The organism is Methanocella arvoryzae MRE50, from assembly GCF_000063445.1.
GTDB lineage: Archaea > Halobacteriota > Methanocellia > Methanocellales > Methanocellaceae > Methanocella_A > Methanocella_A arvoryzae.
On sequence record NC_009464.1, the window covers coordinates 2,896,961 to 2,918,862 of the forward strand.

Here is a 21,902-nt window from a genome sequence, read left to right on the forward strand (position 1 = left end):
AGCCTTCGGCTCAGAGCTTATACAACTCGGCATCACTTGAGCCTGTACGTAGCCTGCCGGACAATTTTAAACCCTTCCCGCCCCTCAATCATTTCTACGATGCGCTGTATCCCTTCATGCATAAATGCCCCGGGGCCGGAGCGCTCGTCGATGGCCGCCAGCACCGCCGAGGATAGCATGCGTGTGTCCATGAAATACAGTTCATATATCAGGGCATCCATGAGCTTTTTGTCCAGGTATTCCCTCGTCTCGCCCTCTGTCTCCATTATGCTTCGGGCAACACACGCGACTGCCTCCTGAGCAGGCCCGGGCGCTCTCGGAATCGGCATTGCTTCTATACTATAATTCCGCACGTTATTCTGTGAGCAAAAGACCTCGAAATACCAGTTCAGCACCGACGAGTTGAGAATGCCAAGCAGGTAGAGCGGCCGGATTTGCGGGTCTGTGATAACGATCTGCTTGATCGAGTTGCCGCAGACGTATCCGGGGGGTAGCAGGGCGAACTTCAGGCGACGCTTACACGACTTGTTTATCGTGTTGCGGCCGATGATGCGGGCAGACTCGATGACTCTGGCTGCTGACGGCCGCTTTTCAAGGAACGCTTTTTTATCGACCCATCTTGGGCTGGACCCTGCCTCAGACAAATCGACGCTATACTCATGCAGGTGGATGCCTTTGACAAAGATATCGCCGGTAGGCGTCTCTGATAAGAACTCTTTGTCCAGCGTTTCATCTAGCTGGCCGACGCATATGCTGCCTACTTCCGGAAAGTGGCTGTCACCTTTGAATGGCGGCACGTTCATCAGGTGCTTCAGCATCCCCCACTCGATCGCCGGGGCTGTCAGTAACGGGACTTCCATGCGACCGGCTGTTATCGCTTTCAGCTCTTTCAGATCGACGGAGATAGATCCCCCCTCCAGGGACTCCGCACTGGCTCCCAGCCTGAGGTTAAACTTTGTGCCCGGTTCTCCCTTGTGTAACACTAATATCGCAGTTGCCTGGTTTACCACTCCGAAGGCTCTGACCTTTTCCGGTATCTCCACGATCTCTTCTACTGTGCAGGTATCGAAGATATGGCGCCTTAAACCGGCCGAAGATGCCTCGTTCAGGAATGGCGACGGTATGATGAGGCCCATGCTGCCGTCGGCTTTGAGCAGGGACAGGTTACGCTCGATGAATAGTTTGTACAGGTTGAGATTACCGTCCTGCAGCCGGTACAGCCCGCTTTTCATTATCTCAGACGCAAGCGTTTTTTTCCGCTGCAGGCCATCGGTCTCGCCGCGGTACATGCTCTTGATTCGCATGTACGGGGGATTACCTACAATAATATCGTACTGCTCTGTTCGTGGCGGCTCAGGACCTGGCAGCAAGGCGTTTCTCTTTTCTATCTGTAGCCGGATGCCTTTCCCTTTCAGATGCCCGGCTTTGCGCAGCGACAACATCAGCCTTGCTCTGGCTATCTTCAGGGCATTTTCGTCGATGTCCGTGCCGCTGATATTATTCTCCAGCGTATGCTGGAATATTTGCCCAATATCGCTTTCATGCCTGTCGGGATCAAAAGTAGCTTTAAGCCTCGTCATTTCTTCTGCCGCCGCCTGGAGAAAGACGCCCGTGCCGCAGGAACTGTCGAGGATTCGGGCTCTGTTAAGTATCTCCCTGGCTTTCCAGGCCTCGTCGGGAGAGCAGGCCTCGATCATTTCATCCTGTGTAACGTAAGACCTGCCGAACTGCCTGTTCACCTGCCGCAGCAGCCATTGCCCGATCGTTTTCCGGCAGATGAACCGGGCGACCCCGGCCGGCGTGTACACGACCCCGTTATCTCTGGAGCTTACGCTCCTGTACCGTTTCCATGACGAATCGAGCAGGATATCCAGATCGTCCGCCGGATCTGCCATCGATCGAATGATGCCTGAGATGTCTCTGCCGTAAGTAGCAGGGATGTCCACATGGTCGTCGGATCCGGCAACGCCGGCTTCTATCAGCAAGCCGGATACCAGCGCACTATCCGCAAGTGCTCTTGCAGCCGCCGTATCGCCGCCGAATGATTCAGCCGCCATCGTCTCGATTAGCTGTAAGTATCGATCCGTGAGGCTGCTGGTAAGCCTGTGCCGTGCCATGGGTTGATCTAACGGGATATGGCGATGTAAAATGTTAAAGGTTTGGATATCTGTCAGCGTTGCCTGATCAAGTATGTGCTGGATCAATGATATCCGTTTTACGCCTGTCGGGGCTGACATACTCTCTGATCACGAGCGCGTCGCAGTAGGGGCAGTAGTACTCTATTTCACCTATGTCATGTGATTCCATCAGCTCGATAACGGCATATTTGTCAAACTCCTTATTCCGGGCAGGACACCTCTTGGTCTGGCTTTTCCTGTGCGGATGCGCAAACTCTATGTCTCTGAAGCTGCGCGTCATGTTGAACGGCCTGGCAAAAGTTCCCCTTGGCATGGATATATCACGCTTAATATTTTCGGGTAGAACACGAAAAAATCATGCCGCTTCTTGCCCGGCTACGGTGAAAACAAGCATTGCATACAAGCTGGATTGGAGATCACCCGGCCTAAAAAGCGATACAGTTATGCTATATGGCAGGGTTAATTGATTCATTCGATACAATCTGGAGGAGCATGCTGAGAATCAGGACACCTTCCCGCATTCATATGACGCTCATCGATATGAACGGCTCTCTGGGCCGGGTGGACGGCGGGATTGGACTCACGCTGGAAGATCCGTGCATCCTGCTGGAGGCAAAGCCGGCAGATACGGTGGAGGTCAGCGGTGATCCCGAGCTGAATGAACGAATGCGGAAGGCATGTGAGACAATTTTGCCTGGCAGGGGCATCGACATCAGGATAAAAAAATCCTACTGGAACCACATCGGGCTCGGATCAGGCACGCAGGCAGCGCTTGCGGCGGGTATGGCAATGTCTACAATTTATGGGCTCGGTTTGACGCCTCGTGATGTGGCCGCAAAGATCGGCAGGGGCGGGACGTCCGGCATCGGCATCGCTTCATTTGAGCATGGCGGGTTTATCCTTGACGGGGGCCACCGTATGGACGCTAAAAATGCCTTCCTGCCAAGCTCTTTTTCAAAAGGCGTACCTCCTGCGCCTCTTATTCTGCAGCGCGACTTCCCCGAGGACTGGGATATCGTGCTGGTAATTCCGCCTGCCCGGGGTGCCTATGATGTCTATGAGAAGGACATGTTCGCGAAACTTTGTCCAGTACCCCTGCATGATGTAGAACGACTGAGTCACGTCATCCTCATGCAGATGCTGCCCGCCCTGGTAGAACGTGACATGGAGACGTTTGGCAAGGCAGTAAACACTATTCAGGAGCTTGGCTTTAAGAAGTGCGAGGTTGACCTTCAGCCAGGATCGAGAGACCTGATTGAGGCTATCAAGTCCACCGGTGCCCCGGGTGTCGGCATGAGCTCCTTCGGGCCAACGATTTACGCGATCACGGATCAGCCTTCCAAAGTCGAGGCCGAGGCAAAACGCCTCGTTAAGAACTGCACGGTGATCAAGACCCGGGCCAGAAATCTCGGCGCGGAGATAACTGAGGTCTGAGCATGAATGTATGGTTCGGTGAGGAGGCCGGAGACGGGTGGAAGATCGCAGGTACGACGCCCGAAGAGCTGGCCGCTTACGCGAGCCGCGCCGAAAGCACCAGGCCCACTGGGAGCCCTGATTTTGAAAGAATCGCCATAGATGCCGGGTTATGCAGCTCTCCGGCCGAATACCTCCGGCTGATGCACGATACGGCCATGCTGGTCGCCCGAAGCCGAATTCAGGCCCTGCTCTCCGCCAGGGATGCTGACATTGTCCAGTCGATTAAAGCCCTCGATACGATCCACGACGCCTATAACGAAGTATCGGAGCGGCTGACCGAGTGGTATGGTATTCATTACCCTGACAGGAAAGCCAGGCCGCAGGAGATTATCACCTCGATTCTTAGTCTCGCCCCGGGCGAGGTACCTCCGGGAGCTCCGCTGACGGCCGGGGATATAGCTGCGATGCAGGGATTTGCAAAAGTCGCGCAAGCCCTGTTCGACGAGCGAAAAAGCCTCGAGCAGTATATCATGGCGTGCATGGACGAGGTAGCGCCCAACCTGTCGGACGTGCTTGGCCCCCTGCTTGGCGCCCGGCTGATCGCCCGGGCCGGCGGCCTCGAGAGGCTGGCAAAGCTGCCTGCAGGCTCCATCCAGGTGATGGGCGCCGGTGAAGCGCTCTTCAAGCACATCCGGGAAGGGACTCCGTCTCCGAAGCATGGCTTCATCTACCGACACCCGATGATCAGCGGCGCCCCTAAGAGACTCAGGGGTAAGATGTCCCGCATGATCGCCGGCCGTGCCACAATTGCAGCGAGAGTCGACGCATATTCTGGGGAGCGCTTAGATCTCGGCTCCGATGTCCGGGCACGGGCAACGCGGCTGAGGGGCGGACAGAGGAGGCCGAAAGCATGAATGAGATCACTGGAATCCGGTCAGCTGGCATTGACAACACCTTTTACCTGATCGCCGGCGAAGAGGAACTCCTGGCAACCCGTACCTCTTTCAGGCAGGACGCTGAGGAATTCGAAGGCAACTTTTACCGGCTTTGGAGTCCGGTGACGAGCAAGCTCTCCTCAATGATCATCAAGAACATGAAAATTCCTCTCCGGCGTACTTCCCGGGTGCTCTATTTAGGCGCCGCCAGCGGCACCACCGTGACCCACGTATCGGACATAGTCTCCGACGGAGTCGTCTTCGCGGTCGAGTTCGCCGCCAGGCCTGCCAGAGACCTGCTCACCGCCATCGAGCCCCGCACGAATGTTATCCCCATCATAGCAGACGCCCGGTACCCAGAAAAATACCCGCCGTTCATCGATCGTGTAGATTTCCTCTACCAGGACGTCGCCCAGCCAGATCAGGCGGCCATTGCGGTAGCCAATGCCGAAAAATATCTGCAGAAAGGCGGCCATATCGTTATAGCCATCAAAGCCCGGAGCATCAGCATCACCGAAGACCCGAAGGCAATCTTCCAGCGGGAGATCGACACGCTATCCTCTAAGTTCAAAGTTTTAGAGACAGTCTCGCTCGAGCCTCTGCACAAGGACCATCTGGCAGTCCTGTGCCGATACTAAAAACTACCAGAATTGATTGCACAGGCTCTCCTGAGACTGCAAAACGAACGCTGCGCTGTGCCGGCCATTATTACCAGGATACTCGTAAACAATTGTCTCTGTGTGCCCGTGAACGTTGTCGAACGCTGCGCTGTGCTAATCCACACAGATGCCACAGATTACGATTGATTCCACAGATTTCTCTGCTGAATCCACAGATACTACACGATATCACAGATAGAATACGTATTATTATTCGATTATCAATAGCAATCATAAGAGCAGTCGATCAGAATATTTTTTATATGAAATCGGTCAGAATCATCAGATTCTGCGTCATCTGAGCTATCCATTAGAAATCTGTGGAATCTGGCAGAATCATCAGATTCTGCATCATCCGTGGAATCTGTGTGGTTTGGCACAGCGCAGCGATCGGTATGCTGTCCTCACCACATGTACGCAATCAGGAATAGCACAGCGCAGCGTTCGCAATTATTAAAAAAGTTATTTTAAGAAGTGTCGAGGGTGATAAGCTCATTCTTGATGAGCCTGTTGATGAACTTCAGCAGCCTCTTCTCAACGTCTTTTTCGCTGCTCTTGGTGCGCTTGACGACAATCTCCTTGATCTCTTCTACGGTGTTCTTGCCGTCGCAGAGTTCCCAGACCATGGAGCCCATGGGGTTGAACCGGAAGCTGCGTTCGTCGGGTATGTCAATGAACCGGCCGAGGATTTTCATCACGGCAGTCTTTTTATAGGGCAGATACAGCTTGATGACATCCGAGTTGAGCCTTTCCCAGTCAACTTTATCGTTGCGGACCGGCCTGGACTGCATGTACTTTTTGTAAGGGATCTTTGCGCCGTTTCCCTTGATAGCCACGAATCCTGCCATATAGTCAAACAGAAGCGCTTATCGGCTAAATATCTTTCTTATCGCCCTGCGGGCAGACAGAGTTCTCCGCCGGCAAAGCGTGCTGCGGGGTCGCAGTTGCAGCAGTTTCAAGTGAGTGGACTGCTTCAGCAGCCTCATGTGTTTGAACTGCTTCAGCAGTCTCACGTGAGTTAACTGCTGCTGCTATCTCTGAAAGTAGCTGATCCTCTGTCTTATTCTCTGTCTGTATGCCCATTTTCCGGGCGATGTCCAGCACCTTGTCGGAGGGTGGCCTTCTAACGGGTTTAGATACCAGGGCATTCTGCTGCTGATTCAGCTCCCTTTCGAACTCGCGCTGGGCTTTTTTAATCTCTGCGTAGATCTTGCCAAGCTCCCGCAGGTATTGCGGTAGCTTATCCGGGCCGAAAAGTAAGAGGGCTACGATGCCTATCAGGATCAGAGAGTCAAAGCCGACCATGTGGGTGCCAGAGTATACTGGGTTTGCTGATTATAAATAGTTTGATCATAGGGCTGATCGTAGAGTACACGGAAGCCCTTAATGTCAATCTGTTAATCCAGATCTGGAAGAAGCCTACGGTAACCTGAGACTGCTATAAAAGAAAAAAGAGTTTTTAAAAATTTTTAGTCTATTTTTTGTCTATAAGGTGACAGGCTACGAAGTGCTCGCCGCCGATGTCCTTGAACTCGGGCTCGACCTTGTCGCAGATGTCCATCCTGTGCCTGCACCTGGTGTGGAACCGGCAGCCTTTGGGCGGGTTGATCGGCGTCGGGACGTCTCCCTCGAGGATGATCCTCTTAGTCTTTATTGAAGGATCTGGCACCGGTATAGCCGATAATAGTGCCTGGGTATAGGGGTGCATCGGCTCTGCGAACAGGTCGTCCGTTTTTGCAGACTCGACAATTTTGCCCAGGTACATGACCGCAACCCTGTCGCTCAGGTACTTGACCACGATCAGGTTGTGGGATATGAACAGGTAAGTCAGGCCCAGATCTCTCTGGAGTTCCTCGAGCTTGTTAAGGATCTGCGACTGGACTGACACGTCCAGGGACGATGTCGGCTCGTCAAGTACTATGAATTTCGGGTTAAGTGCCAGTGCCCTGGCGATGCCTATCCTCTGCCGCTGGCCTCCGCTGAACTCGTGGGGATACCTGTTTGCATGAGTCGGATTCAGGCCTACTGTTTCGAGTAACTGGGCTACTTTTCTGTCCAGTTCTTCACCCTTTTTCATGCCGTTGATGATGAGGGGCTCCGCGACAATGTCCTTTACGAGCATCCGGGGGTTAAGAGATGAGTTGGGGTCCTGGAACACGATCTGCATGTTCTGCCTGAGCTTCCGGAGATCTGCCCTGTTGCAGCAGATCAGGTCGGTGCCCTCAAACAGCACTTCGCCACTCGTGGGCGGGGTGAGCATCAGAATACTGCGCCCCACTGTCGTCTTGCCGCACCCGCTCTCGCCCACCAGGCCGAGCGTCTCTCCCTTCTTGATATAGAAGCTCACTCCGTCGACCGCTTTGACATTTTCGACGGTCCTCGAGAAGATTCCGCCTTGAATCGGGAAGTAGACCTTCAGGTCTTTGATCTCTATCAGTTTTTCAGACATCATCTCAGCTCCGGCGTGCTGTCATACAGGTGGCAGGCCACATAGTGGTTTTCGCCGATGTTTTTCAGCAGAGGCTTTTCTTTCTTACAGATGTCCATGCACTTGCTGCACCTCGGGTGGAACCTGCAGCCGGTGGGCGGCTGTATCAGGTTGGGCACGGAACCGGGGATCGTATCCAGCTTCTGTCTTGAGGTCAGGTTGATCTTGGGGATAGAGCCGATTAAGCCCGTTGTGTATGGGTGTGCAGGCTTAAAGAAGATGCTATTGACATCTGCCAGCTCGACGATCGTTCCAGCGTACATGACGCCCACTCTGTCACAAACATCTGATACAACGCCCAGATCGTGGGTGATCAGCAGAATGGATGTGCCTATCCTCTGCTTTAGATCCTTCATCAGCTCGAGGATCTGGGCCTGGATGGTCACGTCCAGCGCCGTCGTCGGCTCGTCGGCTATAAGCAGCGCCGGGTTGCAGGCAAGCGCCATCGAAATCATCGCTCTCTGGAGCATACCTCCGGAAAGCTCATGCGGGTGGCTGTTCGCTACCCTTTCAGGGGCAGGTATGCCCGTGAAAGCCAGCATTTCGACAGCCTTCTTCCACGCTGCCTTCTGATCCAGCTTCTGGTGGAGGATAAGGACCTCTGCGATCTGGCTGCCTATGGTAAAGACCGGGTTGAACGAGGTCATCGGCTCCTGGAAGATCATCGATATCTTATTGCCTCTGATAGATCGCATTTCTTTTTCAGAAAGTTTTATGAGGTCTTTGCCGTTGAAGAGAATGCTACCTTCGTCGATCTTTCCCGGGTTCTGGATGAGCCGGATCAGGGAAAGTGCCGTTACTGATTTTCCGCAGCCTGTCTCGCCCACAAGGCCCAGAGTCTCACCTTTGTAGATGTCGAGGTTGATGCCGTCCAGTGCCTTGACGACACCTGTATATGTGTAGAAGTTAGTCTTCAGGCCTTTAATACTGATTAAGACTTCTGACATAGTTCAAGCCTCCTACCTTCTCTGCCTCGGGTCGAGGATATCTCTCAAGCCATCGCCGAACAGGTTGAAGCCCAGACAAACGATCAGGATAGCGAGCCCAGGGAAGGTGGCCATCCAGGGCTGATTCAGCATATATGCTGCACCCTCCGAGATCATTCTTCCCCACTCTGCCTGGCCTGGCTTTGCGCCGAACCCGATGAAACTCAGGCCTGCGGCGACCAGGATGACATTACCGAGGTCCATGGTTGCCTGTACGATGATGGGCGAAAAGCTGTTGGGCGCCAGGTGCTTTGTTATGATCCTGAAGTCGCTGGCTCCGATGGCCCGGGCTGCTTCTATGTATTTACGCTCTCTGATCGATAGTGCCTGTCCTCTAACAAGGCGAGCATATGCCGGCCACCAGACTATCGTCATCGCAAGCATGACGTTCTCGATGCTTCTGCCCAGGGACGCGCAGATGACCATTGCCAGCACGAGGCTGGGGAATGCGAGGAATATATCTGTGACCCTCATCATCAGCTCGTCGATTTTTCCACCGTAGTAGCCTGAAATAGCACCTACCAGCGTACCTAATATGATGGCGACTGATACGACTGAGAATCCAATGTACAGCGAGGTTCTGCTGCCGTAAATGATACGGCTGAATATATCTCCTCCCGTATCGTCAGTCCCGAATATGTGTTTTTCACTTGGAGGCTGCTTCAGTTCTTTCCAGTTCCGCTCTTCCGCGCCATAGGGGGCGATATAGGGGGCGAAAATTGCCACCAGCAGGAACATGACGATGATCACTAAGCCCAGCATTGCCAGAGGGCTTTTTGTGAACAGCCGGATGGAGTGTTTAATCTCCTTGATTCTGGACTCGTTTTTCTCGGACCAGTTCTTGATGATCGAGCCTTTCTTCTTCTGGCCTGTGATTACATCCTGTGTTTCGACTGCCATAGTGATCACCCGAACTTGACCCTCGGGTCAAGATATGCATACAATATGTCGACGATCAGGTTAGTGAACACGTAGATGACGACCACGAGTAACGTGAACCCCATGATCGAGGCAAAGTCCGTCGACGATATCGCCCTGACAGAGTATCTGCCTATACCGGGCCACATGAAAATTGTTTCAGTGAGCACTGCTCCTGACAGGAGGCCTCCGAAAGCCAGGCCTGCTACTGTAGTGGTGGGTGTCAGCGCATTTCTCAGAGCGTGCTTGAAGATGACGGCTTTTTCCGAGAGCCCCTTCGCTCTCGCTGTCCTGATAAAGTCCTGGGTCATAGTTTCGAGCATGCTGGACCTCATCATTCTGGATATGATTGCCAGGTACGTGAAGGAGAGACAAAACGCGGGCATCAGCAAGTGTACCAGCGCAACCCAGAAGGTGTTGATCTGCCCTGCAAGGAGGCTGTCGATAAGGTATAATCCTGTAACGTGGGGCGGTGCTGACATGGTTAACGGCAGCCTGCCGCCAAGCGGCAGCAGATCAAGCTGGAGATAGAATATGTATTGCAAGATCAGGCCGAACCAGAAAATAGGCACTGATACGCCCATGAGGCTGAAGAGCCTTACCGCGTGATCCGGTAATTTATCTTTTTTAATAGCAGAGATAATTCCCAGCGGAATACCGATCGCCAGGCACAGGATCATGCTTGCTACAGTCAGTTCCAGCGTTGCCGGGAAGTATTGTGCCAGGCATTCTGCTACAGACCTCCCTCCCTCGGATGCTGAATTGCCCAGATCCAGGTGTACGAGATCATTGATGTAATATAAGTACTGGATCGGCAGCGGTTCATCCAGGTGGTGCTGCTGAATGATGATCGCACGTCTCTGCTCGGTAGTTTTATCAGTCACCCACGCTGCAGCCGGATCTCCTATCATGTGTGACAGAGTAAACGTAATAAATGTGATTCCTATAAGGACGGGTATCAATAGTAGAAGCCGTCTAATAACGTAGTCTCTCAACTTCATAACATCACGTTTTCTCGATTAATTCCACCTCTAAAAATGCTAAAGTGGCTGTTACATGCTCTAACAGCCACTTTTCGTTCATCTTATTTATACATTGTGAAGTAGCGCAGGTGGCTGTCCATGGGGTTCCACTGGTAGCCCTTGAGCTGCTTCGTGTGCACTTCAAACTCTACTGCCTGAGTCGACCAGATGTAAGCAGCGTCGTTGTTGACACCGTTCGTGATCTCGGTGTACATTGCCGCCTGCTTGGCCGGGTCGGTCTCGTACAGCGCCTCCTGATAGATGGCGTCTATGGTCTCGTTCTTGTAAGAGACTTTGTCTGCATAGTAGCCTTCAGAGTAGCAGAACGGTCCGATGAAGTTGTCCGCGGACGGGTAGTCTGCCAGCCAGCCCAGGTAGAAGATGGGCAGCTCACCTGCTCTGTTCTTTGCAGTGTAGGTCGGCCAGTCGAGCTCCTGGACATCGATGGTGATGCCGAGGTCGTACTTCTCGATCTGGTCCTTGAGCATCAGGCATGCCTGCTTGCGGTTGTCGTTACCTTCGTTGTAGTTCAGAACGATGGTTGTCGGGTTGCTCTTGCTGAAGCCGGCTTCCTGTAACAGAGCCTTTGCGTGCTCAGGATCGAACTTCTGGTAGGGTATGTCCGGGTTAAAGCCTGGCAGACCCTCGGGGATCGGTCCGTTTACTCTCTTGCCGTAGCCGAGGCAGACATCTTTCAGGTAGCTTTCTGCATCGAAGGACTCAATGAAAGCCTGCCTGACTCTCTGGTCCTGGAAGACCTTCTCCTTCTGGTTGAAGCCAATGTAGGTTACAGACAGGGTGCCGCGACCGGTCTCGAGTACGAGGTTGGGCTCTTTCTTGATGTCGTCGGCGTAGGTGGTCGGAGCGTAGATCAGGTCTGCTTCACCGTTCTTGATCGCGAGGAACCTGGTGTTCCAGTCGTCCACATAGCGGATGATAACCCTGTCGTTTGCAGCCGGGGTGCCGTGGTAGTTGTCGAACTTGTCAAGGACGATCTTGTCCTTGCGGTCCCAGGAAGTCAGGACGTACGGTCCGGTACCGCACATGTGGGAAGTCATCCATTCGCTTTCCTCATTGGCCTTGTATCCGCCGTGGGCCTGGTCGTAGGTCGGGCTGATGATCGAGGCTGCGTAGAAAGACAGCACAGGCACGAATGCACCGTAGGGCTTAGCGAGCTTGAACTGGACAGTGGTCTCGTTAACGACGTGGACGGAGTCCAGGTCCAGGTAAGCCTTCTGGTCTGCTTCAGTCTGGTTCGAGTTCATGTAGTCCAGGCCGCCGGCAAGGAGCGGGGAAATGCAGCTCTGCCACGGGTCGAGGTTCATGATGACGCCTCTGTCGAAGCTGTACTTGACAGCGGATGCGTTGAAGGCAGTGCCATCGTGGAATGTGACGTTCTCCTTCAGATAGAAGGTGTAGGTCAGGCCGTCCTCGGACATCTCCCAGGACTTGGCAAGAACACCGACGGGCTTGGTTACGTCATCGCCCTCGTAGTAGACAAGTGTTTCATAAACGTTCTGTATAATTTCTCCGCCCGCAGACTCATAGTCATATGCGGGGTCCAGAGACTCCGGCTCGCCTGCTACCATCGAAACGATCGTCATCGGGCTAGTCTCTGGTGTGGGGGTTGGAGTAGTACACCCTGCAACTACAATAGCTACAATAGCTACAAGTAAGACAAGGAGAATTGTAAACTTCCTCCCAAATTGCTTATCCATAAATTTCACCTCTCTAGTAATAACAATGCCAGTATACCACGTTGTGGCTAACGGCAACTAAACTACCTTATCTAACTTCATGTTACTTATTACTATCGGTTTTATCGCATAATTTTATATATATAAGGCTTATAAGGCTTGATATTGGCTATTTTTTAATATACGACCGAAAAAATCTTAATGTCATACGCCTGCCTTTCAAGCAAAAACTTTAATGCGCTGGGCAATATTGTATTGTCCGGAGAACTCCATGTATCATCTTGAATGTATTCGTTGCGGAGCCAGGTACCCGCGGGACGAAATCATTTACACCTGTCCGAAGTGCGACGGTCTGCTTGACGTCGTGTATGACTATTCTCAGATCAAGCTCACACGGGACGACCTGAAAGGTCCTCTATCTGTCTGGAAATACAAAGCGCTGCTGCCGGTCGCCGGAGAGCCGGTCACGTTGAAAGAGGGCGGCACTCCAGTATACAACATCAAGAACATCGGCAAAGACATCGGCATGAAGGATGCCCACGTCAAGCACGAGGGCATGAATCCGAGCGGCTCGTTCAAGGACCGCGGCATGACCGTCGGCGTCTCCAAGGCGCTGGAGCTGGGCATGAAGAGCGTCGCATGCGCTTCTACCGGCAACACCTCTGCCTCGCTGGCCGTCTACGGCGCCAGGGCAGGCATTCCCGTCATCGTCCTGCTTCCCCAGGGCAAAGTGGCGCTGGGCAAAGTAGCCCAGGCCTTGATGCACGGCTCTAAAGTCATCAGCATCAAGGGTAACTTCGACGATGCCCTCCGCCTCGTGCGGGAGATGTGTATCGAGTACGGCATCTATCTGCTCAACTCGATCAACCCGTACCGGCTGGAAGGCCAGAAGACCATCGGCTTCGAAATCGTTGACTACTTCAACTGGGAAGTCCCCGACCGGATCATCCTCCCGGTGGGCAATGCAGGCAACATCACAGCGATCTACAAAGGCCTGAACGAGATGAAGAAGCTCGGCATCATCGACCGCATACCCAAGATGACTGCCATCCAGGCCGAGGGCAGCGCTCCCATTGTAAAAGCTATCAAGACTGGCGCTAAGGACATCGTTCCCGAGGCACATCCCGAGACCGTCGCAACTGCCATCAGGATCGGCGACCCCGTGAACGCCGTCAAGGCCCTAAACGCCATCCGCACTTCCGGCGGCACAGCCGAAACTGTCACCGACGACGAAATCCTGGCCGCCCAGAAGCTGCTCGCCGTGAAAGAAGGCATCGGCGTAGAGCCGGCATCCGCTGCCTCGGTCGCCGGCCTCATCAAGCTGCGCAAAATGGGCGTCATCGCCAGCGACGAGCGGGTCGTATGCGTGACCACCGGGCACCTCCTCAAGGACCCCGAGACGGTCATCAAGATGTGCGACAAGCCGCTCGAAGTGGACGCGACCAAAGAGGCTATCAAGAAGGTTATGGGCTGGTAAGCCCCCATACGCACGCAGTCGAAGCGCACTGTGACTTTTTAGAATATGTCGCGGGGAACTTTTCATTAAGTTCCCCCGGCTATTTTCCCCCATTTGATAATCGTTATGAGTTATAATTTCCCGGGATCAGCTATTTTCCCTGAACTCTGTCATTTCTGTCAGCAGCAGGTGTAGCTGTCTTTTGTCCAGCGTATGTGTATCAATGCAGAACATGGCGCTGCAATCGCTGACCATGATCCTGTCGTTCAGGAACTGGGCAAATTTCAGCATTGCGTCGAAGCCATTTCTGGCCATAAGGTATTCCATGCCGTCCAGCATTATTATTCCATTGCTGCCGCTGTCGGTAAACTCGGATATGTGCCTGGTAAGGTTGTTGATCTCTCTTGCCATGACTGCGTTTACGTCTTCGACAGCATTGCTATTGCACAGCCAGATGACCGGCGTGTTCTCCAGCCCGTACTGTTCCCGGATCATTTTCGGGGACTGGCGGGATATACACAGGCTACGGACGCCTTGTCTCACCTGATCAGCAAATATATCCATGTGGTAGTCGATCTCTTGCCTCTTGATAAGGTATACTACTCCTCTTTTAAAATGGTATTCCTGATCATTGTCCGGGCTATATTTGTTACAGCACACGGGCACGATTTTCAGCCCGGAGACGGTGGTCAGGTCCTTGAGGGTGATGATCATACTTTCGTCGAGCCTGGGGCTCGGAAGCAGGGCTGCGGCAATGTTTAGCTTCACTATGGTATCGTCGCCGGCCCTGAACTCTCTGACATAGCTAAAGCCGGGCTTGATCACGATACTGGCCCCCGGCGGCAGGATTGAAGATATATGCTTACCTTTGATCTCCCCCCGGGAGTACTTCAGGAGAATGCCCGCCTGCCTGTTGAAGGTTCCTATGCAGCCGGCGGCATCAGTAGTCAGGATCGCATCGGGGGCTTCTTCGATGATCTCCGCCAGCCGTGCGTTCTCATTCACCAGCCTGCGATACTGTGCGGCGCAATCGATGGCTGTGCCGAGGTGCGAGCCGATGCTGACAAGCAGTGGGGCATGGCTCCGATCCCATTTGCCCCCGGCAGAGGACGCCTGTCCGTCCGGATAAAAGAGAGCCATGATGCCGACTTTACGGGCCATCGACTCCAGCGGCACCAGAATAAGCTTCCCATCGCCAGAGCCCGGTTCCAGCCAGTCGCCTGGATTTACATCCACTGTGACCAGTTCTCCACCCTCGTGCAGGGCGTGAGAAGGGGCTTCCTGCCTGAAGCGTGCCTGGGGTGCCGCTTCATTATCATATGCGGCGAGAACGGCAATCCCCGGCCTCTCTGTCTCATCAATAAATATTGCGCTCGCGCTCGCAGAGACCAGGCTATTCGTCTGCCTCAGTACTGTGGCAAACATCTCCTGTATGTCTTTATACTGGCTGGTGATGGACAATATCGAGCACATCATCTGGAGCTCGCGGTTTTTAGCCTCCAGCTCCTCCGCAGCTATCCGGCGATCTGTAATGTCATAGACGAAGCTGATGTACCCGGAAAAGTGGCCATCGGGGCCCGGGTATGGCCGGCAGACCTCCAGCGCCCACCGGTATTCGCCGTCTGCCCTGCGCAACCTGTAAGTACACTCAAACCCTCTACCTGTTTCTCGGGCTCCCAGAAACGTCTGCTGCCGGCGACCTATGTCAGCCCCATGTATGCTTTGCTGCCAGCCGTCTCCGATCTCCTGATCGTGGCTTCTGCCGGTAAAGGCCAGCCAGTTCTCATTGAAAGCCACGCCTCGACCTTCGCTGTCCGATCGCCATATCAGCCCCGGGAAGCTCTCCAGCTGTGAGGCGTAATGGTCTACAGAGGTCTTCAGTGATGCCACTGCCAGCCTGTTTCTCTTCTCCGAGAACAAGCCGACGGCTGCCGCGACCATCACATACATAGCCCCCTGGTACAGGTCTGGTAGCGTTACAGACCCGCTGGTATGCCAGCTAACAGTGATCCCGGTCAGTCCGTAGAGCAAAGCTAGAAGTATTCCCTTTTTGTCGTTCCACAAACTGGCCAGCGTTACAGGGAGGATGAAGAGCTGTGTATATATGCTGTTAAACCCTGTATAGAGCGTTAACAGGATCAGTAATACGAATGTAAGTGACAGGAGTACATAAATTGCCGCCTCCTTCCATCCTTCAATCCTGTAACTCTTCCAATCCATATCGACACCAGGCTTATAAGCGCACTTAAAAATACGCCATCTATCCCCCTGGCCAGTAATGCGATTAACTGGTTATCTTGTAGCGTGTTTTTGAGTAATCGCTTTTAATATGGGTTATATGGATTGCATATTAAATATAATCTACTTAATACTCAATTAGTAATTCTGTATCTCTTTATAAGATATGCAAAATCAGTAATATAGAACGGTAACTTCTCCTGGTTTTCCATGAGGCTATGGTACGTGTAGCAAGATTATTCGATCAGCAGCATCGATATCATCGATACTGTGTCGTCTCCGCTGAGCGCTTTCTGGCCCTTCAGGCGCCCTTCCCAGCCTGCGGCTTCGACCAGCCCCCGGACGTTGATGCCGCAGGCCTCAAGCGATGGCCTGGCGATCTGGGGGTGCTTGCAGGCAGTGCGGCCGCTCTCCACTGAGCAAACTTCGCAGGCGGGACAGTGGTTCAAACCAAAAACAAACGCCTTGTTCCGCCCGTTCAGAAACGCGTAGCGCTCCAGCCGCAGGAACGCATCCCATGCAGCCGTAATGCCGTCCTGGGTAATCTGCATGTCCGCTTCCCGGCTATGGCCCGGCACGTCGTAGCGAAGCAGAAATGCCGTCGTATATTCGCCCAGTATGGCCCTGGTGCGGGCAGGCTCCGGACTGTACGGCGGACATACCAGCCGCCTGCCGTAATTGGGACAGCCGTACTGGCACTTCAGCAACACCCATTCCTCCACTGGCACGTCAATCGTGGAGATCCGGGTGATGTCCGATAGTCCCAGTTCCTGCGCCAGGCTTTTCAGCCCCTGATCAAAGTCGTCGCTCAACGTCCCGTATAACACAAAAAGAGTTCTATGGCTCTCTATTTTTAGATTGTCGAAAATATGGGTGGAGGGCGTTTTTCGTGTCGAATTTTGGGCGGACCGCCTAGTATTTAGTTCGCAGAGGCGCAGCGGCGCAACGATGCAAAGTCCAATCGGAAAACCTTTGCGCCCTTGCGCCGCTGCGCCGAAGCGACCGAAGGGTCGAACCGTGTTGATTGCGATTTAAAACCGAGGCCTCCCGGGGCCGAGCCAGTTCTATTTTACGTATCCCCAACTTGAAAACCCACTTTTCAAAAGCGAGTCCTTACTGAATCGTTTTGTACAAGTGCCCGTACCATTTACACGAAGTACGCAAAGTACTCAAAGTACTCAAAGTAGGCAATATACTCAAGCTCGATAATAACGGCATGCTGTAATATGATCTTATCGTAAAACTTCGCGTACTTCGTGTACCTTGCGTACTTCATGTAAACGGTGCCTGACTGTCTATTGCATCTGCACAGTATATGCAAAAGCTTTATATGTATGTAATTACACTATGTACCTATGTAGAATAGGTATATCAATAGCAAAAGGTGCAACTACAATGGAAAATGAAGGTTTCATCGACACGATGATCAATTCGATAAAATACAGTATTTCTGACATAGGCGCGCTCTTAGTGGGCGGTATCATGGGCTTTCTATGCCTGTTCCTGGTCGGCATCCCGTTCATGCTCGGCTATACGATCCGGTGCTTCCGGAACCTGGTGATAGGGGACAATACGCTTCCGGGGTGGGACGACTGGGGCACGATGCTTAAGGACGGCATCATGGCAATCGCAATTTCGCTTGTCTACGGGCTGATCAGCGGCATTCTGTACGTTCTTATCATGCCCTTCTTCCTCGTTGGGGGCATGCTTGAGAGCAACCTCCTCCTTATCCTGGGGGTAGTCATGGCAGTGCCGGTCATCCTCATCGAAATAGTCATAGGCTTGCTGATTTACCTCTCCTGGATGGAGTACGCAGTCTCCGGGGACCTGGCCAGGGCTATCAATCCGGTAAACGGGCTGAAGATTATCGCCGCAAACCCGATCGGCTACGTCCTCGCACTGGTGGCGGTGTTCATCACTGGAGTTGTTATCTCCATTCCTTCGGCGCTGATCATCACCATCCCCTGGGTCATGTTTGCTACCTATGTGGCAAGCGCGTACATCTATGCCAGGTTCTACCAGGGCAGGATATATTCCCCGGCAGGCAGCCAGCCGGCAACTCCGGCGGCTACCGCCTGAGCTTTTCTAAGCGCCAGACTATCAACCATGTGCGGCAGGCGGATCGATGACCTCCCTATCCGTCTGTCCATCTCCCATTCAGCCATGCCATTTTTGTTGAGCGATCGTCAGAAAAGGTTTATCCGCATGTACAGATGAACATCTGCATGTACGGATGACCTTTCATGAAAATACCAGTACGTCTCCTCACGCTTATACTGATTACGCTGCTGGCGGCAGGATCAGCTAACTGTGTCCAGAAGCTGCAGCCTGCAAGCCCGACTGCGACCGCTACGCCGTCAGCCGTACTTACGCCTCAGCCTACGACTACATCCTCGCCTGCGCCTACGCCTGCCTACGTATCTCCTCACCAGTTCTCGATCGAGGAAGCATACGCCCTTGGAAACATCGCCATCGGCAATCCTTATGTCCAAAAGCGGTGCATCAGCGTAGGCTGGAGGGATATCTCAGACGTACCGGTCAAAGTGGCAGACGTTCTGATGATGCCAGTTCATGAAAAGGCTCCGGGATACGACGTAGTCCGTTCTCTCCCCGCCGTAATCATCGCGGTAGGCAACGAAAGCCAGGCAGGCATTAACGTTGTCACCTACTTAGACGGCAACAGGGTTGCCTACGTCGGCTTCATACCTCGAGCCGGCGTTAACACTACAGGGGCCACTTACTATTCCACTGAGCGGGGCGTGGGCGAGCGTATCCCCGGCCACAGCGTCGACCGGTTCTACGAAAACGTCACCATTCTCGACACTGGCTATGTACATGGCCAGAACCTGAGCGAAACAGAGGAAATGGTCATAAGATCCATTGCCGCAGGTAACGATTCAGTGAAAAAGCTCATCAGGGATCGTCCCTATGTTATCCGGAGTGTGACCGTCACCTGCATTGAAAGAGGCTACCCTGACCGGTACATTGAAGCTTACCCCACAGTCACCTTCGACGTCAAAGAAGACGGCAGCCTGATCGACAGCTTCGACGTCCTTATAGATGGGCGCAACGGCAGAGTTCTCGGGATCTCTCACAAGTCCCCATACGAGTATTAAGGGTAATCGAACCACGATGACGTGGAGAACTCAGCGACCTGTATTACCGCATAGGAATGGCTGTTTTACCACAGAGGCACAGAGATCCACAGAGGTTCACAGAGACTGATATCATAAGTTGTGTTGTAGTTATCCGGCTGTCTAAATATCAATCTCTGTGCGTCTCTGTGCCTCTGTGGTGAACCCGTCGCTCTATGTGCCTCTGTGGTGAATCTTCTACTTCTCATACGTGATGCGGTAGATTGCTCCGGCCGCATCGTCGGATACGAGCATCGACCCGTCCGGCATGACGAGTACGTCTACTGGTCTGCCCCATGCTTTATCGCCCTGGAGCCAGCCTTCTGCGAAGACGGTCCAGTCGGCGGCTTTTCCATCCTCGAAGCTCACCAGAGTGATCCTGTAGCCGACAGGCGTGTCCCGGTTCCAGGAGCCATGTTCGGCGATGAAGATATTGCCCTTATACTCTGCCGGGAACATGTCTCCTCTGTAGAACTTCATGCCAAGGGCTGCAGTATGGGCATCCAGTTCCAGCACCGGGAGAGTGTATTCTGAGGCGTTGTGCCCTTTACCATATTCCGGGTCCATAATGCTCGTGCCGTGGACGTAGGGGTACCCGAAATGCATGCCCTTTCGGGGAGCTGAGTTCAGCTCGTCAGGGGGAACTGTGTTGCCCATCCAGTCCCGGCCGTTATCAGTGAACCACAGCGTGCCGTTATCATCCCAGTCGAAGCCCACTGTGTTCCGGATGCCTCTGGCATATATCTCGAAGCCAGTGCCGTCGGGGTTCATCCGGGTCATCGCCGCATAGGGTTCGGCAGGGTCGCAGATATTGCATGGAGCACCTACTGGTACGTAAAGCTTACTGTCCGGCCCGAAGGCAATGTATTTCCACCCGTGCCATTCGTCGCCCGGGTAAGCGTCGTAAACGACGACTGGCTCCGGCGGGCTGTCCAGCTTCGAGTCTATGTCATCAAACCGGAGAATCCGGCTTACCTCCGCCAGGTACAGCGAGCCATTTCTGTATGCGACACCATTGGGCATGTGCAGGCCTTCTGCGATCGTATAGACTTTATCTGCATGTCCATCCCTGTCGGTATCCTGGATTGCATACACTTTTCCTTCGGTGCGGGTGCCGACATATACCGTTCCGTTGGCCCCGAGAGCCATCTGTCTGGCATTGGGGACATCGTCTGCGTAGACTTCGATGGCGAAGCCAGGAGGTAGCTGGATCTGACTGAGCCGGGAACCTATATCTACCGTTGCCTGCCCATTGTTCAGACAGCCCGCAACCAGCAGAAAGCCTGCCAGCAGCAACGCCAGTACTACTATCAGCACAATAGCCGATATGCTGACAATTTTCCCGCTGCCCGGTTTTCCCAAGGTTATGCGCCTCCATGTTGATTATATGTTATCCGGTAAATGACTCCCGCCCTGTCGTCCGATACCAGCAGCGAACCGTCGGGCATGACCAGCAGGTCTACCGGCCTTCCCCAGGCTTTATCGCCCTGGAGCCAGCCTTCCGCAAAGACAGTGCGGCCGATGGCCTTCCTTCTTTCGTTCAGTGTGACCAGTTCTATGCGGTAGCCGGCAGGCTTGAACTGGTCGAGAGAGCCGTGTTCTGCGATAAGGATCTGGTTTTGGTACTCTGCGGGGAACATGGTGCCGGTGTAGAACCTGAGCCCCAGCGGAGCTACGTGTGGCGGCAGATCTAACTCCGGCGGAGTCACCAGCGATAAGTTATACTCCCCTCCATAGACGGGATCGACGAAACCCGGGCCGTGGACGTACGGGTACCCGAAGTGCATACCGGCTGCCGGGGCACAGTTTACTTCGTCCATCGGGCCGGTGTCATTCAGGCTGTTATGGCCATTCTCGGTAAACCAGAGGTAGCCGGTTACAGGGTCCCAGTCCAGCCCCAGGGTATTGCGGACTCCGCTGGCGAAGACCTCGAGGCCTGTGCCGTCGGGATTCATTCTCATGATCGACGAGTACATGGGATTTTCAGGAGTGTCGATAACGTCGACAGGCGCACCGACTGGTATGTAGAGCAGGCCGTCCGGCCCGAACCTGATGTGTTTCCAGGCGTGCTCCGGTGTCTCGGGGAACCCTGAAATTACTACTACAGGCGCCGGGACGTTATCCAGCCTGCCGTCGATCTCGTCGTACCGTAGAACCCGCTCTACTTCGGCCACGTAGAGCGAGCTATTTCTGAACTCTACGCCAGCCGGCTGTTTCAGCCCGGATATAATGGTGATCACATCATCAGCAATGCCATCCCTGTTCGCATCAGGTATAGCATACACTTTACCTGCCTGCCTGGTGCCGACATATAGCGTGCCGTTCGGGCTGAGGGCCATCTGCCGGGCGCCAGTTACATTTTCGGCGTAAATTTCGATAGAGAAGCCTGGAGGCAGCCGGATCTGGTCGATGGGCGGGCTCTTGTCAGCAATTGCTATCGACTTTTTGGAAACGCTGGCATCCGCGTACATGTATATAATGGCAACCAGAGCGGCTACTAAGAAGAGCGGAAGAATGATCCTGACGAACTTATCACAGCTATTTCGTCTCACCCGAAGCCACACTCCGGAAGGCGTAACTTGTAATACCTTTATCTCAGAGTTTGTGTATGCCGGCATATCGCTTTGCGCTGTTATACGCAAAATAGCGGCGAGTTACATGCTTAAGCTAGTTACGTAAGCCAATATAATTCTAAAAACAAGTAGGATGGGGTTAAATGTTAACCCCTGTGAGATTGACCCTTTTATAGGGAAGCCCCTTCGAAAAGGGGTCATAATGGAGGTGATGAAATATCCTTTCTTTGTGAAGGATACTT

At 53.4% G+C, this 21,902-nt stretch carries 20 protein-coding genes; 6 read left to right on the top strand and 14 right to left on the bottom strand.

Annotation, left to right across the window (positions count from 1 at the left end; genetic code table 11):
* Positions 1–32: 32 nt before the first annotated feature.
* On the bottom strand, positions 33–2,117 hold the full coding sequence (locus RCI_RS14195; protein WP_158308930.1) for an Eco57I restriction-modification methylase domain-containing protein: 2,085 nt from the start codon (positions 2,115–2,117) through the stop codon (positions 33–35).
* Between the two features lie 67 nt (positions 2,118–2,184).
* Entirely contained in the window at positions 2,185–2,451 is a 267-nt protein-coding gene (locus RCI_RS16795; protein WP_148266647.1) for a hypothetical protein, read from the bottom strand.
* Positions 2,452–2,630: 179 nt separating this feature from the next.
* On the opposite strand from RCI_RS16795, the gene RCI_RS14205 reads away from it, so the two are divergent.
* Genes RCI_RS14205 through RCI_RS14215 form a run of 3 tightly spaced genes read left to right on the top strand, consistent with a single transcriptional unit; the run spans position 2,631 to position 5,127 of the window.
* Positions 2,631–3,572, top strand: coding sequence for a beta-ribofuranosylaminobenzene 5'-phosphate synthase (locus tag RCI_RS14205; RefSeq protein ID WP_012037142.1), 942 nt, complete (start codon positions 2,631–2,633; stop codon positions 3,570–3,572).
* Positions 3,573–3,574: 2 nt separating this feature from the next.
* Positions 3,575–4,468: an NOP5/NOP56 family protein gene (locus RCI_RS14210; protein ID WP_012037143.1), complete on the top strand. Its 894-nt coding sequence runs from the start codon at positions 3,575–3,577 to the stop codon at positions 4,466–4,468.
* Positions 4,465–5,127, top strand: coding sequence for a fibrillarin-like rRNA/tRNA 2'-O-methyltransferase (locus tag RCI_RS14215; protein ID WP_012037144.1), 663 nt, complete (start codon positions 4,465–4,467; stop codon positions 5,125–5,127). The genes RCI_RS14210 and RCI_RS14215 overlap by 4 nt, the downstream gene beginning before the upstream one ends.
* A gap of 488 nt (positions 5,128–5,615) precedes the next feature.
* On the opposite strand, the gene RCI_RS14220 is transcribed toward RCI_RS14215, so the two are convergent.
* The 7 genes from RCI_RS14220 to RCI_RS14250 all read right to left on the bottom strand — a co-directional run bounded on the left by RCI_RS14220 (position 5,616) and on the right by RCI_RS14250 (position 12,280).
* Entirely contained in the window at positions 5,616–5,996 is a 381-nt protein-coding gene (locus RCI_RS14220) for a PqqD family protein (RefSeq protein WP_012037145.1), read from the bottom strand.
* Between the two features lie 25 nt (positions 5,997–6,021).
* Positions 6,022–6,453: a Sec-independent protein translocase subunit TatA/TatB gene (locus RCI_RS14225; RefSeq protein ID WP_012037146.1), complete on the bottom strand. Its 432-nt coding sequence runs from the start codon at positions 6,451–6,453 to the stop codon at positions 6,022–6,024.
* A 169-nt stretch (positions 6,454–6,622) separates the two neighbouring features.
* Entirely contained in the window at positions 6,623–7,597 is a 975-nt protein-coding gene (locus tag RCI_RS14230; protein WP_012037147.1) for an ABC transporter ATP-binding protein, read from the bottom strand.
* The gene (locus RCI_RS14235) at positions 7,597–8,583 is read right to left on the bottom strand and encodes an ABC transporter ATP-binding protein (RefSeq protein ID WP_012037148.1); all 987 of its coding nucleotides are present in this window, start codon (positions 8,581–8,583) and stop codon (positions 7,597–7,599) included. Before RCI_RS14235 ends, RCI_RS14230 begins: the two co-directional genes overlap by 1 nt.
* Positions 8,584–8,595: 12 nt before the next feature.
* Positions 8,596–9,522, bottom strand: a complete 927-nt coding sequence (locus tag RCI_RS14240; RefSeq protein WP_012037149.1) for an ABC transporter permease — start codon at positions 9,520–9,522, stop codon at positions 8,596–8,598.
* Positions 9,523–9,527: 5 nt separating this feature from the next.
* On the bottom strand, positions 9,528–10,541 hold the full coding sequence (locus tag RCI_RS14245) for an ABC transporter permease (RefSeq protein WP_012037150.1): 1,014 nt from the start codon (positions 10,539–10,541) through the stop codon (positions 9,528–9,530).
* An 83-nt stretch (positions 10,542–10,624) separates the two neighbouring features.
* Positions 10,625–12,280, bottom strand: coding sequence for an ABC transporter substrate-binding protein (locus tag RCI_RS14250; protein WP_048198709.1), 1,656 nt, complete (start codon positions 12,278–12,280; stop codon positions 10,625–10,627).
* A gap of 250 nt (positions 12,281–12,530) precedes the next feature.
* On the opposite strand from RCI_RS14250, the gene thrC reads away from it, so the two are divergent.
* Positions 12,531–13,736 carry a threonine synthase gene (gene thrC / locus RCI_RS14255; RefSeq protein ID WP_012037152.1) on the top strand — a complete coding sequence of 402 codons (1,206 nt, stop codon included), beginning with the start codon at positions 12,531–12,533 and terminating at the stop codon, positions 13,734–13,736.
* A gap of 126 nt (positions 13,737–13,862) precedes the next feature.
* Here the strand turns inward: thrC and RCI_RS14260 are convergent, their stop codons facing one another.
* From RCI_RS14260 to RCI_RS17550, 3 genes are all read right to left on the bottom strand, one after another.
* Entirely contained in the window at positions 13,863–15,935 is a 2,073-nt protein-coding gene (locus tag RCI_RS14260) for a DUF835 domain-containing protein (protein WP_012037153.1), read from the bottom strand.
* A gap of 254 nt (positions 15,936–16,189) precedes the next feature.
* Complete coding sequence (locus tag RCI_RS14265) at positions 16,190–16,780, bottom strand: DUF2284 domain-containing protein (protein WP_012037154.1); 591 nt, start codon at positions 16,778–16,780, stop codon at positions 16,190–16,192.
* Positions 16,781–17,100: 320 nt separating this feature from the next.
* Positions 17,101–17,229, bottom strand: a complete 129-nt coding sequence (locus tag RCI_RS17550; protein ID WP_269446480.1) for a hypothetical protein — start codon at positions 17,227–17,229, stop codon at positions 17,101–17,103.
* A gap of 119 nt (positions 17,230–17,348) precedes the next feature.
* Here RCI_RS17550 and RCI_RS14270 point away from each other — a divergent pair, with 119 nt between their 5' ends.
* Both RCI_RS14270 and RCI_RS14275 read left to right on the top strand, forming a co-directional pair.
* On the top strand, positions 17,349–18,032 hold the full coding sequence (locus RCI_RS14270) for a DUF4013 domain-containing protein (protein WP_048198711.1): 684 nt from the start codon (positions 17,349–17,351) through the stop codon (positions 18,030–18,032).
* Positions 18,033–18,196: 164 nt separating this feature from the next.
* Positions 18,197–19,069 (top strand): hypothetical protein, encoded by an 873-nt coding sequence (locus RCI_RS14275; RefSeq protein WP_012037156.1) that lies wholly within the window; start codon positions 18,197–18,199, stop codon positions 19,067–19,069.
* A gap of 216 nt (positions 19,070–19,285) precedes the next feature.
* On the opposite strand, the gene RCI_RS14280 is transcribed toward RCI_RS14275, so the two are convergent.
* Both RCI_RS14280 and RCI_RS14285 read right to left on the bottom strand, forming a co-directional pair.
* A complete protein-coding gene (locus RCI_RS14280) occupies positions 19,286–20,404 on the bottom strand; it encodes a PQQ-dependent sugar dehydrogenase (protein ID WP_012037157.1) in 1,119 nt (372 codons plus the stop codon).
* A 47-nt stretch (positions 20,405–20,451) separates the two neighbouring features.
* Positions 20,452–21,558 carry a PQQ-dependent sugar dehydrogenase gene (locus tag RCI_RS14285; protein ID WP_012037158.1) on the bottom strand — a complete coding sequence of 369 codons (1,107 nt, stop codon included), beginning with the start codon at positions 21,556–21,558 and terminating at the stop codon, positions 20,452–20,454.
* Between the last annotated feature and the right edge of the window lie 344 nt (positions 21,559–21,902).